Consider the following 15,656-nt stretch of genomic DNA (forward strand, 5'->3'; position numbering starts at 1 on the left):
GGGCGGCTCCGGCCGGCGCGGGTGCGGCCGGGGGCGGTCGGGGGCGGTCGGGGGCGGTCGGCGGCTGCGCGGTCACCGGCTGCCTCCGCGGGCGGGCGGGGTCTCCACGAGGCGGAGGAAGGCGTCCTCGACGGTGGCCGCGCCCGTGGCGCGACGCAGGCCGTCCGGGGTGTCGTCCGCCAGGATTCTGCCGTCCCGCATCAGCAGCAGCCGGTCGCAGCGGTCCGCCTCGTCCATGACGTGGGAGGAGACGAGCAGCGTGGTGCCGCGGCCGGCCGCGAGGCGGTGGAAGAGGCGCCAGAGGTCGCGCCGCAGCACCGGGTCGAGTCCGACCGTCGGTTCGTCGAGGACGAGCAGCTCGGGTTCGCCGAGGAGGGCGACGGCCAGCGAGGCCCGCGACCGCTGCCCGCCGGAGAGGTCGGCGGTGAGTGCCCCGGCCCGGTCCCGGAGGTCCACGTCGTCCAGGACGCGCGCCACGTCGGCGGCGCGGCGCCGACGCCCGACCCCGAGGACCGCGGCGTAGTGGTCGAGGTTCTGCCGGACGGTCAGGTCGCGGTGGACGGAGGGTTCCTGGGTGACGTACCCGATGCGGGAGCGGAGCCCGGGGTCGCCGGCCGGGCGGCCGAGGACGCTGAGCCGACCGTGGACGCGCGCCTGGGTCCCGACGACGGAACGGAGCAGCGTGGTCTTGCCGCAGCCGGACGGCCCGAGCAGTCCGGTGACGGTGCCCGGCGTGACGGTGAGGGTGATGCCGTGGAGGACGGGCCGTCCGCCGCGCTCGACGGTCAGCTCCCGGGCGTCGACCGCGGCCGGTCGCCCCGACGCACCGGCGGCGCCGCGCGGCCGGGCCGGTTCTGACCGGTTCGCTCCCGGTTCGTCGCTCACGTCCGCATCGTGCTCCGTGGCGGCGGCGGGGTCAAGCAGGTCACGGTCGGCGTCCGCCGGTGCGTCCGCGGCAGCGTCTACGCTGGGGCGCGTTATGCCTGAAGCAGCGCTACCGCCGACGCGTGTCGGCCTGTCCACCGCCTCCGTCTACCCGGAGAGCACCGCGGCCGCCTTCGAGACGGCCGCCCGGCTCGGGTACGACGGTGTCGAGGTCATGGTGTGGACCGATCCGGTCAGCCAGGACGTCGACGAACTGGCACGGCTGTCGGAACGCCACGACGTGCCCGTGCTGGCGATCCACGCGCCCTGCCTGCTGATCACCCAGCGGGTGTGGTCGACCGACCCGTGGGTGAAGCTCCGCCGGTCGCGCTCGGCCGCCGAGCAGCTCGGCGCGGACACCGTGGTGGTCCACCCGCCGTTCCGGTGGCAGCGCGCCTACGCCAAGGAGTTCGTCGCGGGGGTGCGGCGCATGGCGGACGACACCGACGTGCGCATCGCGGTGGAGAACATGTACCCGTGGCGGTACCGCAAGCGCGAGATGCTGGCCTACTCCCCCGGCTGGGACCCGACGGAGGACGACTACCGCCACTTCACGCTGGACACCTCGCACACCGCGACCGCCCGGGTGGACACCCTGGCGATGGCGGAGCGGATGGGCGACCGGCTGGCACACGTCCACATCGCCGACGGCACCGGCACGGCGAAGGACGAGCACCTGGTGCCGGGGCGCGGCAGCCAGCCCTGCGGTGAGCTGCTGGGCCGGCTGGGCGCGACGGGATTCGCCGGCCACGTGGTGGTGGAGGTGAACACCCGGCGGGCGGTCTCCGGCGACGAGCGGGAGGCGGACCTGGCCGAGGCGCTGGCGTTCACCCGGCTGCACCTCGCCGCGGGCGTCCCGCACACCGGCGGTTAGCGGCGCCGCACGCCCGGGTGGGGGGCGCGGCGCGCGGCGGGTCGGCGCCCCGGGTGGGGGCGCGACGACGGATGTCAGGGCACGACGACGATCTTGCGGCCCTTGCCGGCCTTGAACTGGTCGATCGCGGCCGGGTAGTCGGCCAGCGGCACCCGGTCGCTGATGAAGACGGCCGGGTCGATCACCCCGTTGGCGAACAGGTCGGCGGCACGCTCGTAGCTGTGCAGCACCGCCATGGAGCCGGTGATGGTGATCTCCTGGTTGTAGATCTTGTAGGGCTCGATGGTGGCCGTGGTGGCGTAGTCGGAGACGCCGAACTGCAGGAACGTGCCGGCCTTGGCGACGCGGTTGATGCCGTCCTGGATGGCGGCGGCGTTGCCGGTGGCGTCGATGACGATGTCCCAGCCCTGCGGGCGACCCAGTTCGTCGGCGCCGGCAGCGGCGTTGGAGACGCCGAGGGTACGGGCCGTGGCGAGGCGGTCGGGGTTGAGGTCGACCACGTCCACCGAGGCGGCGCCGGTGAGCTTGGCAAGCTCCAGCATCATCAACCCCATGGTGCCCGAGCCGTAGATCAGCACCCGGGAGGCCATGCGGGCCGACAGGATGTCGTAGCCGCGCACCGCGCAGGAGAGCGGCTCGATCAGTGCGGCGTCCGCGACGTCCACGTGGTCGGGGAGCTTGACGCAGTTGGCGACCGGGGCGACCGCGAACTCGGCGGCGCCGCCCGCCACGGAGACGCCGATGGCGGCCCAGCGCTCGCACATGTTGGCGCGGCCCTCACGGCAGAACCGGCACTCGTGGCAGTAGAGCGAGGGGTCGACCGCGACCTTGTCGCCGACGGCAACCTCGGTGACCTGGGTGCCGATCGCCGCGACGGTCCCGGCGAACTCGTGGCCCGGGACGATGGGCAGGGTGGGGGCGAACTCGCCCTCCAGGATGTGCAGGTCGGTGCCGCACAGGCCGCACGAGGCGACCTCGACCACCACGTCGCGGGGGCCGGGGGTCGGGTCGGGCACCGTGGTGACGGTGACCTTGCCGGGCGCTTCGATGACGGCGGCTTTCACTTGACGGCTCCTAGCGACAGGCCCTGGACCAGCTTGTCCTGGGCGGCGAATCCCGCGGCGAGCACCGGCAGGGAGATGGCGAACGAGGCCGCACACATCTGGGCGAGGAAGAGCCCCTGGCTGGTGATGAAGCTGGTGAGGAAGACCGGGGCGGTCTGCGCCGTCACACCGGTGAGGACCCGGGCGAACAGCATCTCGTTCCAGCTGAAGATGAAGCAGATCAGCGAGGTGGCCGCGATGCCGGGACCGGCGATCGGCATGATCACCCGGTACAGGATGACGGGGAGCCGGGCGCCGTCGATCTGGGCCGCCTCAATGACCGAGGCCGGGACCTCGGCGAGGAAGGACTGCAGCATCCAGACGGCGATCGGGAGGTTCATCGCCGTATAGAGGATGATCAGCAGCCAGATGTTGTCGAGCATGCCGATGTTCTGCGCGATCAGGTAGATCGGGAGCAGCGCGGCCACGATCGGCAGCATCTTGGTGGACAGGAAGAAGAACAGCACGTCCCGCCACGCCTTGACCGGCCGGATCGACAGCGCGTACGCGGCCGGCAGGGCGAGCACCAGCACCAGGAGGGTGGAGAGCAGCGAGGCGGTGAGCGAGTTGATCAGCGGGGGCCAGGGGCTGGCGCCGCCGCCGAAGAACTCGCGGTAGCTGTCGAGCGTCAGCGGCGCCGTCAGCGACGGCGGGTTGGTCGCCGCGTCGGACTCCGAGCGGAAACTCGTCAGCACCATCCAGGCGACCGGCAGGAAGAACAGCAGGCCGACGGCCCACGCGAGCAGGCCGAGGAAGGCGCCCTTGCCGCGCTGGGCGAGATTGGCCGACGGGGCGGCGGTGGTGGTCACAGCGCTCACCGGGAACCCTCCTCGCTGAACAGGGACGACACGACGCGCAGCGCGAAGGTGGCCAGGATGATCGAGCCGATGACCACCAGGACGCCGGCGGCGGAGGCGAGGCCGTACTCGTGGGCCTGGTAGAAGGTCTGGTAGATGCTGAACGGCAGGTTCGCCGTGCCGAGACCGCCCTGGGTCATGATGAACACCGCATCGAAGTTCTGCACGATGTAGATCGAGCCGAGCAGACCGCCGAGTTCGAGGTAGCGGCGCAGGTGGGGCAGCGTGATGTAGCGGAACATCTGCCAGTTGCCGGCGCCGTCCAGGCGTGCCGCCTCCATGACGTCGCCGGGACGGCTCTGCAGCCCGGCGAGCAGGATCAGCATCATGAACGGCGTCCACTGCCAGACCAGCGAGATCTGCACCGCGAGCAGCGGCATCTCGGAGATCCAGTCCGGCTGGACCGGGTTGTCGATGCCGAACAGCCCCGCGAACCAGTTGATGAAGCCGTTGAGCAGCCCGTACTCCGGGTTGAACAGCATGTGCTTCCACAGCAGCGCGGCTGCCACGGGCACCACCAGGAACGGCGCGATCATCAGGGTGCGGACGATGCCGCGGCCCCGGAACGACCGGTCCAGGAGCAGCGCGATGGCGAGGCCGAGCACCAGGGAGGCGAGCACGACCGTCGTGGTGAGGATGATCGTGGTCAGGACCGAGGACCGCAGGTCGGCGTCGGTCAGGACCTCGCCGAAGTTGGCGAGTCCCGCGAAGGCGCGGTCGTCGGGGTAGAGCGAGTTCCAGTCGAACAGCGAGATGACCAGCGTGGCCGCGAACGGCAGCTGGGTCATGACGATCAGGAAGATCAGGGCGGGCAGCAGGGGCGCCCGGCGGGCCCACACGCTTGCGCGGCGGGCCGCGGCCGGCCGCCGGGCGGAGTCGTTCCGCCCGGCGTCCGCGCCCGACGACTGCGGCGGCGCCGCGGTCGGGGAGGTGCTCATCAGTCCTGGTACCCCTCGCCGACGCGCTCGGCCGCGGCCTGGGCCTTCTCCAGGGCTTCCTCGACGCTCTGCTGACCGGCGATGGCGGCGCTGATCTCGCGGGAGACGCGGGTGCCCAGGTCGGTGAACTCGGGGATGCCGACGAACTGGATACCGGCGGCGGGGCGGGGCTGGACGCCCGGGTCGTCCGGCTTGGCCTCGCTGATGGCGCGGAAGGTCACGTCGTAGAAGGCCTCCGCGTCCGCCTGGTAGTCGGCGTTCTCGTAGGTCGAGGCGCGCTTGCCCGCGGGGACGTTGGACCAGCCGCTGGTCTCGCCGACCAGCTCCTCGTAGCCCTGGCTGGACGCCCAGGAGATGAACTTCCAGGCGTTGTCGGTGTTCTCGGACGCCTTCTGCATGCCCCAGGCCCAGGTGTAGAGCCAGCCGGAGGACTCGGTCTCCTTGACCGGCGCCGGCACGTAGCCGATGTCGCCCTGCACCGGGGAGCCCTCGGCCTCCAGCGAACCGGCACCGGCGGTGGCGTCGTACCACATGGCGGTGTTGCCCTGGGTCATGTTGTTCAGACACTCGGCGTAGCCGGACTGGGCGGCGCCGGACTGGCCGTGGTCGCGGACCAGGTTGACGTAGAACTCGGTGGCCTCGACGAACTCCGGCGCGGTGAGCTGCGCGTTCCAGTCCTCGTCGAACCAGGTGCCGCCGAAGGTGTTGACGACCGTGGTCAGCGGCGCGATCAGCTCACCCCAGCCGGGGAGGCCGCGCAGGCAGATCCCCTTCATGTCGGAGCGCTCCTCGTCCACCGTGGCGGCGAACTCGGCGACCTCGTCCCAGGTGGGCTGCTCGGGCATCTCCAGGCCGAGCTCCTCGAAGACGTCCTTGCGGTACATCAGGAAGGAGGACTCGCCGTAGAACGGCTGCGCGTAGGTCTTGCCGTCCTCACCGGTGAGCGAGAGGCGCATCGGCTCGAGGATGTCCTCCTCGTTGTAGTCCGCGTCGTCGGCGAGGAAGGGGTCGAGCTCGTGGAGCCAGCCGTTGCGGGCGTAGATCGGCGTCTCGTAGTTGGAGATGGTCGCCACGTCGTACTGGCCGGACTGGCTGGCGAAGTCCTGGCTGATCTTGTCGCGGACGTCGTTCTCGGGGAGGACGGTGAAGTTCACCTCGATCCCCGTCTCCTCGGTGAAGTTGTCGGCGGTGAGCCGCTGGAGCTCCACCATCTGGGGGTTGTTCACCATGAGCACGTTGACGCTCTCGCCGTCACCCCCTGACGATCCTCCGGCTCCGGCGCATGCGGTGAGCAGCATGCCGCCCGCGAGGGCGGTGGCTATCGCTGCGCGGGTGCGTCGACTCTGACTGCGCATCATTGGGCTCCAGGGGTACAGGGGCAACGGGAACCAGCCGTCCGCCCGTTTTCGAGGTGGAAAGAGAGGGAAAGAGAGGGAATCTGTCGGTCGTGTACGTCTGTGCGAAAGTCGGGTGCGTGCCCCGCGGTCGTCGGTCCGCGGTCAGACCCTGATGACCTGCGGCCCCAGCAGGGAGTAGCGGTGGGCCTCGGCAAGGGGAAGTCCGGTGGTGGTCACGATGGCCTCGAAGTCGGCGACCTCGGCGAACCGGCAGAAGCTCACGGCGGCGAACTTGGTGTGCATGCCGACCAGTACGCGGCGCCGGGAGACGCGGATCGCCTGCGCCTTGACCTCGCTCACCGACGGGTCGGGGGTGGTGAGGCCCAGGTCGCGGGAGATGCCGTTGGCGCCGATGTAGGCCAGGTCGATGACGAAACCGGAGAGCATGGAGACGGTCCAGTGGTCGACCGTGGCGAGCGTCCCGCCGCGTACCCGGCCACCGGCGAGCAGCACGGTGCAGTTGTCGCGTTCGGCGAGGACCCCGGCGGTGGCCAGGGAGGTCGTCACGATGGTCAGCGGCCGTTCGGCGGGGAGCGCCTCGGCGATGAGCTGCGGGGTGAAGCCCTCGTCGAGGAAGACGGTCTCGGCGTCACCGAGCAGTCCCGCGGCGGCGGTCGCGATCCGCCGCTTCTCGGGTACGTGCATCGTGGTGCGGAAGGCGAGGGTCGTCTCGAATCCCGCACTCTCCACGGGGTAGGCGCCACCGTGGGTGCGGCGGACCAGGCCGTGGTCCTCCAGCAGTCGCAGGTCCCGCCGCACGGTCTCCTTGGCGACTCCGAGGGTGTCGGCGAGCTCCGCGACGTCCACCGCTCCGGAGCGGCGGGCAGCCGCGACAATGGCCCGCTGTCGTTCCTCCGCGCTCATGTCTCCCGCACGCCTTTCACCTTCGATGCCCGTTCGGGCCCTGAGGAGAAGTTCTACAGCGCACGGCGCGTGATCTCCAGGCCGCCCGTCCGGGAGATCGTGACCGCATCTGCCCGTTTCCTGGCAGCCGACGGGTAGCTGCAGCCGCTCAGCACAGCGGATCTCGGCAGCGATCGTCGAAAACGACGCCCGTTCGACGGCCCGCTTCGCCCGATACGGACCCGCGCACCGGTCGAGCGGGCGCTCGAGGCAAGGGCCGAGACGGGCGCCGTGCGGGCAGATCACCCCGGCCCGCGTGCCCGTCCGGTCACCATCGGGCATCGGCCGGGCACACAGCGCCGCGATCGGGCTCACACGCGGTGACCGGGTGGCGCGTCGGCGTGACGGTGCCGGCCGCCGCCGGTTGCCGCGCCGACCCGCGTGTTTGCGGCGGTCGGCGCCCCTGGGCGACGAGTTGGGAGGCGACGGCCCGTCCCTGCCCGGGTCGGGCCCGCGCGGTGTCACCGTCCGGCGTTGCGCGGACACGGGCGGGGTCGCCACGCAGGCGCCCGGGCGGCGGGGGTACCGGGAGCGCGGCGAGCGCCCCCGGCGCGGGGAGGGGACGCCCAGGGGGCGTCGCCCCCTCCCCCACCTGCGGTGACACCACCGCAGGGCGGCGGCGGCTGGGACACGCCGCCCTCGCTGGGCGGTGCGTCCGACCCACTCGGTTCCCGGATCGGGTGCCCGCCCTGCGCCCGGGCCCGCGGGGCGGGCAGGCAGCCGCTCCCGGCCCCCCGGACCGGAGCCCGGACGGCGCCCGACGCCGGACGGACCGCGCCGCCCGTCAGTCGGTGCCGGCCTCGTCGAGGCGCCGCCGGAGCTCGGGCGGCAGCGGGGTCGCCACCGCGTCCAGCGCGGCGTCGAGCTGCCACGGTCGGGACGCGCCGAGGATCGGCAGGACCGGAACCTGCCCGCCCGCCAACCACGAGAGGACCACCTGCCCGGCCGAGAGCCCGAGCTCGTCGGCGACCGAGGCCAGCGCCGCCGACCGGGCGGTGGACCCCGGGTGGTGGTACGCACGGGGCAGTTCGCGGTCGGCCACGTCGTACGCGCCCCGCAGCAGCGGCGTGTAGGCCCACACCTCCATGCCGTTGGCCGCGGCGTGGTCGAGCTGCTCCTCGCTGAGGTCGCCGAAGCGGTGCTCCGTGGTGAGCGTGCCGGGCCGCGGGCGCAGGTAGCTGTGGCTCAACTGGACGGCGTCCAGCGGCCGGGCCCCACGGGCGGCCGCCAGCGCGCGCGCCTGCTCCACCCGCCAGGCGGGGTGGTTGGAGGCCCCGACGCGGAGCGCCCGCCCGGAGTCGGTGAGTTCGGCGAGAGCGTCGACGGTCTCGGCGAGTTCCGTGGCACGGTCCTCCATGTGTATCCAGAAGAGGTCCACCCGGTCCACGCCCAGCCGCCGCAGGCTGGCCTGCGCCGCCGAGCGCACCGCTCGCGCCGACAGTCCGGTCCGCGGGCCGTCCGCGACCCCCGGCACGGCCGGCTCCGCGCCCGTCTTGGTCGCCAGCAGCACCCGGTCGCGCATCCCCGGGCGGGAGGCGAGCCAGCGCCCGAGCACCTCCTCGCTGTCGCCGCCCCGACCCGTCCCGCCCCGCCAGAAGGCATAGCAGTCCGCGGTGTCGATCCAGCGTCCGCCGCGTTCCACGAACCGGTCCAGCAGGACGTGGGCGTCCGCCTCGGGGACGGTGGTGCCGAAGTTCATCGTGCCCAGCACGAGCGAGGCGGGGCCGGGAGCGGGGACGGCGTCGGTGCGCCGGTGCGATGCGGTCATGGGACGAGCCTGGGAGCTGGAGTGCGCTCCAGGTCAAGTGCAGACTCTGCTGTCATGACGCACTACACGCCGGCCCAGGCCGCGGAACGCACCGGTATGTCGCTCGACACGCTCCGGTACTACGAGAAGTCGGGGGTGATCACCCCGGTGGCGCGCACCGGGGGCGGCCGCCGTGTCTACAGCGAGGGGGACCTCGAACGGCTCGCCCTGGTGCGCTGTCTGCGGCAGACCGGCATGCCGGTGGCGGAACTGCGCCGCTACAGCGAGCTGGGCACCGGGGCGGGGACGGCCGCGGAGCGGCTGCGGCTGCTGGAGGAGCACGACGCCCGGGTGCTGCACGCCGTGGAACTGCTGCTGACCGCCCGCCGGGAACTGCTGCTGGGGAAGATCGCGCGGTACCGGGCGGAGCTCGGGCTGTCGCCGTATCCCGGCGGGAGCGGGTCCGCCCCCGCCGGAGGCCCGGAGACCGGAAGGAGCGCGGACCCCGGCGTGGCCTCGGCCCCCGGTGGGCGACCCGGGGCACACCGGGGCGACACGCCCGCGTGTTGACCGGCCGCGGTATCGGCTGAGAGTGTTCGCCCATGCTTCCCGGCACGCGCCTCGTCGTACGACACCACGTGGACTTCGTCCGCGTGGCCAGCGCGCTGTGTCGCCGCGGTCGTCCCTGACGGCCGCGCCCGGCGATCGCCTCGGGTGCGGCGGAAAACCCTTCCGCTCGTCGCACGACCGTGCGCCACCCCAGCGAGGTCATTCTCATGCCTGCCGTACAGCGCCCCGCCGTACCCGCGCCCCGCACCACCCACTCCCCCGCGTCGCTCGCCGCCCTGGCACGCGGCTTCGCCGCCGACACGGCGAGCTGGGAACCGCTTCTCCGGTTCACCGCTCCCGAGCGCTTCTACACCCGGCTCAGCGTCGCGGCCGACCACGAGGTGTGGCTGCTGACCTGGCTTCCCGGCCAGGGCACCGAGATCCACGACCACGGCGGCTCCTCCGGCGCCTTCACCGTGGTCCGCGGGGAACTGGCGGAGGGAACGTTCCTTCCGGGTGCGGTGAGCTCCCCGCACGCGGCGCCGCGACGGCTGGCCGTGGGCGGTCTGCGGTCCTTCGGCCCGCGCTACGTCCACGAGGTCGTCAACCGCGGCACGGAACCGGCGGCCAGCGTCCACGCCTACGCACCCGCCCTCACCGCCATGAACACCTATCGCCATCGCGCCGACGGCACCCTGGTGCTGGACCGCACCGAGGAGGTCGACCGATGAGCACCACCCCTTCCGCTGCCGCACCACTCGGCATCGACCGCCATCTGGAGCGGGCCCGCGGGGAGTTGGACCGCGTCACCCCTCGGCAGGCACAGGACGAGGTCGCGGCCGGCGCACGGCTGGTCGACACCCGCCCGCAGCTCCGCCGCGAGGAGGAGGGCGGCATCCCCGGTGCGCTGGTGATCGAACGCAACCACCTGGAGTGGCGGCTGGACCCCTCCAGCGAGGGTGCGCTGCCCGAGGCGGACGACCACGGGCTGCGGTGGATCGTCTTCTGCGACGAGGGATACGCATCCTCGCTCGCGGCGGCCTCCCTGCGGACGGTCGGCGTCGTGCGGGCCACCGATCTCGTCGGCGGTTTCCGCGCGTGGCGGGCGGCGGGCCTGCCGGTGCTGCCGCCCACGGGGCGCCCCGGAGACTGACGCTGCGCGGGGGCGGTCGGCAGGGGTCCTGCAGACCACCCCCGCACGGCGGTTTCCTGCCGTGTTCCGGCCACCGCCGCGCGCCGTCCACAGTCGGCGGGCCCGCCACGCGACAATCGGCGGGCCGCTGAGCCGGCGGCCCAGGGTGACGACGGAGGCGGCAGGAATGCGAATAGACAGACGAGTGGCCGGGCCGGTCGTCGCGACGGTCCTCGGCGGGGCGCTGCTGACGGGGTGCGCGGACACCGGGACGGGCGGCGACCCCGCCGAGATCAGCGCCTCACCCACCGACGACGCCGAGCCGACGCCCGACGACAGCTCTCCCACCGCGGAGCCCGAGGACACCAGCCCCGACGCCACGGCGGAACCGGACACCGGCACGGACGCCGAGGAGGCCGCCGCCACCCCGGGCACCTGGCGGTACGACGAGACCCGGGAGTCGGACGGGACCCTGCGGACCGCCGACATCGACAGCGAGGCACCGGTCGACATCGACGGCGGCGACGACCCCGCCGTCCTGACGGTCGCGGAGCACTCCGTCCACGGCGGCGAGGCGTGGCTGGATCTGCCCGCCGGTTCGATCGACTGCACCGGCGAGTGCACGGTGCGGGTCACCGTCGACGACGCCGAACCGCTGGAGCTGCCCGCCTCCCGTGACCGCGACGACGAAGCACGCCTGCGCCTCGGCCGGGCGGAGGAGTTCTACGCCGGGTTGCGCACCGCTGCGACGGTGGCCGTGGAGGTCCCCGTCTCCGGGGTGGGCACGGTGCAGGTCTCCTTCCGGGTCACGGGGTTCGACCCCGAGCACTTCCCCGGCCGCGCGTGAGCCCGGGCCGCACCGCGGCGGGCGGCAAGCGGCGCCTGCCGCCCGCTGCGGTGCGGGGCGAGGCGGAGCGCCGGCAGCCGTTTCCTGCCACCCGCGAGTCCGCCACGCCGCCCCCGGCACCCCGGCAACGCCACTCCCGCGCGGGCGGGTGGCAGGATGGTTCCATGGATGTCCGCCGCAGGAACAACGTCGTCGTCACCGGGCGCGCGGACGGGCCGGTGCTGCTCCTCGCGCACGGTTTCGGCTGCGACCAGAGCATGTGGCGGCTCCTGGTCCCCGCCCTCTCCGACCGGTTCCGGCTGGTGCTCTTCGACTACACCGGGAGCGGCGGCTCGGACCGCGGGGCCTGGAACGCCCAGCGCTACGGCTCGTTGGAGGGCTACGCCGCGGACGTCGCGGAGATCTGCGAGGAGCTCGACCTACGGGACGTCACCCTCGTCGGCCACTCGGTGAGTGCCATGGTGGGGGTGCTCGCCGCCACGGCGGAGGGAAGCCGCATCGGCGCGCTGGTCCTGCTGGTCCCGAACCCCCGCTACCTCGACGCTCCGGAGGAGGGCTACCACGGCGGGTTCTCCGCGACCGACATCGACGAACTGCTCGACTCGCTGGAGGCGAACCCGGGGTGGCCGCAGTGGCTCGCCCCCGTGGTGATCGGCGACCCCGGCCGTCCCGAGCTGACCGCCGAGTTGGAGGAGGTGTTCTGTGCGGCCGATCCCGAGGTGGTCCGCGCCTTCGCCAGGGCCACCTTCCTCACCGACTCCCGCGCCGACCTCGCCGGGGTCACCATTCCCAGCCTGATCGTGCGTACCGCCCAGGATGCGATAGCCCCGCTGGGGGTGAGCCGGTTGGTGCACGAGCAGATCGCCGGTTCGCGGCTGGTGACCCTCGACGCCACCGGGCACTGTCCGCAACTGAGCGCTCCGGAGGCCACTGCGCGGGCCCTCCGGGAGTTCGCAGGGGTGGTGAACCGTCGATGACCGCGCCGGGCGAGGAGCACGAAGCAGTGAAGGAAGCCGGGGCGTCCGCCCTGCCGGGCCCCGAGACGACCCGCCCCCCGGCGCCGGAACGGGACGACCGCCGCCGGGCCGCCGGCGGCGGCACCGCGACCGACGCCGCGTTCACCGCGCTGCTGGAGGACAGCGCGGAGGAACTCTACGAGAAGGCGCCGTGCGGCTACCTCTCCACCCTGATGGACGGCACCGTGGCCCGGGTCAACGGCACGCTGCTGGAGTGGCTGGGGCTGACCCGGGAGGAGGTGGTGAGCCGCCTCACCTTCCCCGACCTCCTGACGGGGTCGGGCAAACTGTTCTACGAGACGCGGTTCTTCCCCTTGCTGCGGCTCAAGGGCGAGGTCAACGGCATGGCCATGGACCTCTCTCTTCGGGACGGCCGCCTTCCGGTGATGGCGAGCGCGACGCTGAAGACCAGCGCCGACGGCCAGCCCCTGCTGATGCGCATCACCTTGTTCGACGCCCGCGACCGCCGCGCCTACGAGGCGGAGCTGCTGCGCGGCAAGAAGGCCGCCGACGAGGCCCGGGTGCGCGCCGAGGCGGACCGCACCCGCCTGCAGTCGGCGCTGGCCGTGCTCCAGCGCAGCCTCCTCCCCGACGACCTGCCCCGCGTCCCCGGGATGGAGGTCGCCTCGTACTACCACACCGCCTCCCTCGACCAGCTGGGCGGCGACTTCTACGACCTGTTCCAGGTCGACGGGTCGCGCTGGGCGTTCTTCCTCGGGGACGTCTGCGGCAAGGGGCCGGAGGCGGCGGCGGTTACCTCACTGGTGCGTTACACGCTGCGCGCCGCCGCACTGCACGACTCCGAGCCGGAAGCGGCGTTGACCACGCTCAACACCGTCCTCTACGAGCGGTACACCGGCAGCGACCCCCGCTACTGCACCGCGATCTTCGGCGTGCTGCGGCCGCACCCCGACACCGGCGAGGTGGAGATTTCCCTGGCTTCCGGGGGGCATCCGCCCGCCTTGGTGGTGCGCCGCGACGGCGAGGTGGAGCATCTGCGCACCCCGGGAGGGCTACTGGTCGGTATCCTCCCGACGGCCAACTTCACCACGGCGGGTACTGTGCTGCGTGCCGGGGACACGTTGTTGCTCCACACCGACGGGCTCACCGAGGCCCGTACCGGGGCGGACCGCGGGCTCTACGGCGACGCGGCGCTGACCGCGTTCGCCGGGGAGCGCGCCCCGGTGGGCGCGTCAGCGCTGGTCGAGTCCCTGACGGAACTGCTCCACGGTTTCGGCGCCGGTCTCGACGACGACACCGCCCTGCTCGCCCTGGGCGTTCCGGTGACGGGAGCCGGGACTGCGGGCGGCGCGACCCGACAGGCCGACGCCGCCACAGACAGCCGTTCGAACAGCCACGAGACCACCGCATGAACCACTTGACCATCGCCCCCGTCGACGCCGACTCCGGCCCGGTGCTGGAGGTCGGCGGCGATCTGGACTACGCCACCGCGCCCACCCTGCGGGCCGCGGTCACTGCACTGGCGCCCGCGGCCGGGCAGTTGCTCCTGCTCGATCTCGGCGGCCTCACCTTCTGCGACTCCTCGGGTATCGCGGTCTTCGTGGCGGCCCGCAACCACGCGGCCGCACACGGCGCGGAGCTGGCGCTGGCCGCCGTCCCGCCGCAGACCGTCCGTGTCCTGGGCGTCACCGGCCTGGCGCAGGTCCTCTCGATGTACGACCACGCCGACAGCGCGGTCGCCGCGCACCTTTCGCGGCGCTGAACTCCGCACCAGAACGCGCGGCCCGGGGCCTCGCCACCGGGCCGCGCCTCGCCGCTGCACCTCTCGTCCCGTCCCCCGGCCCGGGGTCAGCGCGCTCCGGGGCAGCGCGGTCCGGGGGGCCGTCCCGGACCCGCGCCGGCCGTCCCCACCGCGCCACGGCACGAGGCCGAGCGCTGCGGCACGCCCGCCGGTGCGCGCCGCCGGGGAGCTCGCCCCGGCCTCACCCGGCTGCCCCGCCGGCCCGGTCGCACCGGTCCAGCGGCCGGCAGTCCGTACGTACACATGTCCGGCATTCTCGGTTTGGAATCGACTGCGCCCGGTAACCCGACAGGGCTGAGGCCGCTGTGACGGGCGTGCCGCCGCCACGGACCGGCGGCGGGCCGCCCTCCCGCCGTCGACGGACCGAGGGTCCGCCGTCCCGGGTCACCGGACGGCGCCGATCGGCCGACACCACTCGACGTGACCACCGGACCTTCGGAGACGCCACCGCCGCCGCCCCCACGAACGTGAGCGAGCCCCATGACCCCCACTGCTCCCACCGACCCCACGACCTCCCCCGCCGGCCCCCGGCACCGGCACGCCGACACCCCGGACACCGATGCGTGGTTCCACCGCCTGGCGACGCTGGCCGAGGGGACCGAGCGCTCCCGGCTGCTGGACGACCTGATGACCGCCTGGCTGCCGATGGCCCACCGCATCGCCCTCCGCTACCGCGACCGGGGCGAGGAGACCGAGGACCTGTTGCAGGTCGCCGCGTTGGGACTGGCCAAGGCGCTCGACCGTTTCGACCCGCACCGCGGACACGCCTTCGCCGGCTATGCCGTCCCGGTGGTGACCGGCGAGATCCGGCGCCACTTCCGCGACAACACCTGGGACCTGCACGTGCCCCGCCGCACCAAGGAGTTGCGCAACCTCGTCCGACGAGCCGCGGGCGAGCTCGGTGAGGAGCACCCCGGGAGCCGGGGCGCGCAGCGGCGGCTCGCGGAACACCTGGACATCGACGAGGAGGAGGTCCGGCGCGGCGTGGGAGCGCTCGACAGCTACGCCTGCCTGTCGTTGGACGCCCCGACCGGCGCGGCGGGGCGGCCGCTGGCGGAGACGCTGGGCGACTGCGACAGCGACTACGAGCGCGTGACGGAACGCGTCTCGGTGCGCCCGTACCTGCGGGCCCTCCCCGCCCGGGAACGGGCCGTGCTGCACCTCCGCTTCTTCCGCGACCTCACGCAGCGGCAGATAGCGCAGCGACTCTCCCTCTCCCAGATGCACGTCTCGCGCATCCTGCGCCGGGTCTGCGAGGGTGCTCGGGAGCATGTCGAGGGCGCGGTGGGGACGGACGACGACGGTGCGGAGGGCACCGCACGGCCGGGTGACGCGGCCTCGGCACCGCCCGAGCCCGCAACCGCTCCCCGCCCGGTACCCCGCCGTTCCGGCGGGAGCGGGCGCGGTGGCGTCCGGGCCGCTCCGACAGGCCGGCCCCGGGCCGTCTCCGCGGTGCTGTCCCGGCCCGGGCGCGCGGACGGCCCTCCGGTAGCAGCGGCACCACCTCGACTGGACCTCCCACCCCGCGGCGCCGCGCCTGCCCGGACTCCTCAGCCTCGCGAGGCGGGGGAGCCGGGGCCCGCCGAGGCGCCCGGACGCAGTGCGGC

Annotated in this window: 16 protein-coding genes; 9 read left to right on the forward strand and 7 right to left on the reverse strand. The window is 73.4% G+C overall.

Going from position 1 to position 15,656, the window contains the following annotated elements:
• Positions 1-72 precede the first annotated feature (72 nt).
• A complete protein-coding gene (locus HCN56_RS16125; RefSeq protein WP_167971753.1) occupies positions 73-885 on the reverse strand; it encodes an ABC transporter ATP-binding protein in 813 nt (270 codons plus the stop codon).
• Between the two features lie 94 nt (positions 886-979).
• Between HCN56_RS16125 and HCN56_RS16130 the strand changes: the two genes are divergently transcribed.
• Positions 980-1,798 carry a sugar phosphate isomerase/epimerase family protein gene (locus tag HCN56_RS16130; protein ID WP_167971755.1) on the forward strand — a complete coding sequence of 273 codons (819 nt, stop codon included), beginning with the start codon at positions 980-982 and terminating at the stop codon, positions 1,796-1,798.
• 74 nt (positions 1,799-1,872) lie between these two features.
• Here HCN56_RS16130 and HCN56_RS16135 read toward each other — a convergent pair whose 3' ends face one another.
• The 6 genes from HCN56_RS16135 to HCN56_RS16160 form a co-directional block, all read right to left on the reverse strand.
• A complete protein-coding gene (locus tag HCN56_RS16135) occupies positions 1,873-2,862 on the reverse strand; it encodes a zinc-dependent alcohol dehydrogenase family protein (RefSeq protein WP_167971757.1) in 990 nt (329 codons plus the stop codon).
• The gene (locus HCN56_RS16140) at positions 2,859-3,719 is read right to left on the reverse strand and encodes a carbohydrate ABC transporter permease (protein ID WP_167971759.1); all 861 of its coding nucleotides are present in this window, start codon (positions 3,717-3,719) and stop codon (positions 2,859-2,861) included. The genes HCN56_RS16135 and HCN56_RS16140 overlap by 4 nt, the downstream gene beginning before the upstream one ends.
• A complete protein-coding gene (locus tag HCN56_RS16145) occupies positions 3,716-4,696 on the reverse strand; it encodes a carbohydrate ABC transporter permease (RefSeq protein ID WP_167971761.1) in 981 nt (326 codons plus the stop codon). Before HCN56_RS16145 ends, HCN56_RS16140 begins: the two co-directional genes overlap by 4 nt.
• Positions 4,696-6,051, reverse strand: coding sequence for an ABC transporter substrate-binding protein (locus tag HCN56_RS16150; protein WP_167971780.1), 1,356 nt, complete (start codon positions 6,049-6,051; stop codon positions 4,696-4,698). The genes HCN56_RS16145 and HCN56_RS16150 overlap by 1 nt, the downstream gene beginning before the upstream one ends.
• A gap of 144 nt (positions 6,052-6,195) precedes the next feature.
• Complete coding sequence (locus HCN56_RS16155; RefSeq protein ID WP_167971763.1) at positions 6,196-6,957, reverse strand: DeoR/GlpR family DNA-binding transcription regulator; 762 nt, start codon at positions 6,955-6,957, stop codon at positions 6,196-6,198.
• A gap of 823 nt (positions 6,958-7,780) precedes the next feature.
• Positions 7,781-8,764: an aldo/keto reductase gene (locus HCN56_RS16160; RefSeq protein ID WP_209312814.1), complete on the reverse strand. Its 984-nt coding sequence runs from the start codon at positions 8,762-8,764 to the stop codon at positions 7,781-7,783.
• 54 nt (positions 8,765-8,818) lie between these two features.
• On the opposite strand from HCN56_RS16160, the gene HCN56_RS16165 reads away from it, so the two are divergent.
• The 8 genes from HCN56_RS16165 to HCN56_RS16200 form a co-directional block, all read left to right on the forward strand.
• Positions 8,819-9,313, forward strand: coding sequence for a MerR family transcriptional regulator (locus HCN56_RS16165; protein ID WP_167971765.1), 495 nt, complete (start codon positions 8,819-8,821; stop codon positions 9,311-9,313).
• Positions 9,314-9,519: 206 nt separating this feature from the next.
• Positions 9,520-10,023, forward strand: a complete 504-nt coding sequence (locus HCN56_RS16170; RefSeq protein ID WP_167971767.1) for a cysteine dioxygenase — start codon at positions 9,520-9,522, stop codon at positions 10,021-10,023.
• Positions 10,020-10,445, forward strand: a complete 426-nt coding sequence (locus tag HCN56_RS16175) for a rhodanese-like domain-containing protein (protein ID WP_167971769.1) — start codon at positions 10,020-10,022, stop codon at positions 10,443-10,445. The genes HCN56_RS16170 and HCN56_RS16175 overlap by 4 nt, the downstream gene beginning before the upstream one ends.
• A 166-nt stretch (positions 10,446-10,611) precedes the next feature.
• Positions 10,612-11,271, forward strand: coding sequence for a hypothetical protein (locus tag HCN56_RS16180; RefSeq protein ID WP_167971771.1), 660 nt, complete (start codon positions 10,612-10,614; stop codon positions 11,269-11,271).
• A 164-nt stretch (positions 11,272-11,435) separates the two neighbouring features.
• Entirely contained in the window at positions 11,436-12,248 is an 813-nt protein-coding gene (locus tag HCN56_RS16185) for an alpha/beta fold hydrolase (RefSeq protein WP_167971773.1), read from the forward strand.
• On the forward strand, positions 12,245-13,660 hold the full coding sequence (locus tag HCN56_RS16190) for a PP2C family protein-serine/threonine phosphatase (RefSeq protein WP_167971775.1): 1,416 nt from the start codon (positions 12,245-12,247) through the stop codon (positions 13,658-13,660). The genes HCN56_RS16185 and HCN56_RS16190 overlap by 4 nt, the downstream gene beginning before the upstream one ends.
• Positions 13,657-14,010 carry an STAS domain-containing protein gene (locus tag HCN56_RS16195; RefSeq protein WP_167971776.1) on the forward strand — a complete coding sequence of 118 codons (354 nt, stop codon included), beginning with the start codon at positions 13,657-13,659 and terminating at the stop codon, positions 14,008-14,010. The genes HCN56_RS16190 and HCN56_RS16195 overlap by 4 nt, the downstream gene beginning before the upstream one ends.
• A 519-nt stretch (positions 14,011-14,529) precedes the next feature.
• A partial coding sequence (locus HCN56_RS16200) for a SigB/SigF/SigG family RNA polymerase sigma factor (RefSeq protein WP_167971778.1) occupies positions 14,530-15,656 on the forward strand: 1,127 nt, incomplete at its 3' end.

The sequence above is a fragment of the Streptomyces lonarensis genome, assembly GCF_012033735.1.
In the GTDB taxonomy this organism is placed as follows: domain Bacteria; phylum Actinomycetota; class Actinomycetes; order Streptomycetales; family Streptomycetaceae; genus Streptomyces; species Streptomyces lonarensis.

Coding starts and splice junctions, on each gene's coding strand:
- HCN56_RS16175 (WP_167971769.1), top strand. CDS start 10,020: ATGAGCACCACCCCTTCCGCTGCCGCACCACTCGGCATCGACCGCCAT.
- HCN56_RS16145 (WP_167971761.1), bottom strand. CDS start 4,696: ATGAGCACCTCCCCGACCGCGGCGCCGCCGCAGTCGTCGGGCGCGGAC.
- HCN56_RS16190 (WP_167971775.1), top strand. CDS start 12,245: ATGACCGCGCCGGGCGAGGAGCACGAAGCAGTGAAGGAAGCCGGGGCG.
- HCN56_RS16155 (WP_167971763.1), bottom strand. CDS start 6,957: ATGAGCGCGGAGGAACGACAGCGGGCCATTGTCGCGGCTGCCCGCCGC.
- HCN56_RS16185 (WP_167971773.1), top strand. CDS start 11,436: ATGGATGTCCGCCGCAGGAACAACGTCGTCGTCACCGGGCGCGCGGAC.
- HCN56_RS16170 (WP_167971767.1), top strand. CDS start 9,520: ATGCCTGCCGTACAGCGCCCCGCCGTACCCGCGCCCCGCACCACCCAC.
- HCN56_RS16160 (WP_209312814.1), bottom strand. CDS start 8,764: ATGACCGCATCGCACCGGCGCACCGACGCCGTCCCCGCTCCCGGCCCC.
- HCN56_RS16195 (WP_167971776.1), top strand. CDS start 13,657: ATGAACCACTTGACCATCGCCCCCGTCGACGCCGACTCCGGCCCGGTG.
- HCN56_RS16180 (WP_167971771.1), top strand. CDS start 10,612: ATGCGAATAGACAGACGAGTGGCCGGGCCGGTCGTCGCGACGGTCCTC.
- HCN56_RS16165 (WP_167971765.1), top strand. CDS start 8,819: ATGACGCACTACACGCCGGCCCAGGCCGCGGAACGCACCGGTATGTCG.
- HCN56_RS16130 (WP_167971755.1), top strand. CDS start 980: ATGCCTGAAGCAGCGCTACCGCCGACGCGTGTCGGCCTGTCCACCGCC.
- HCN56_RS16150 (WP_167971780.1), bottom strand. CDS start 6,051: ATGCGCAGTCAGAGTCGACGCACCCGCGCAGCGATAGCCACCGCCCTC.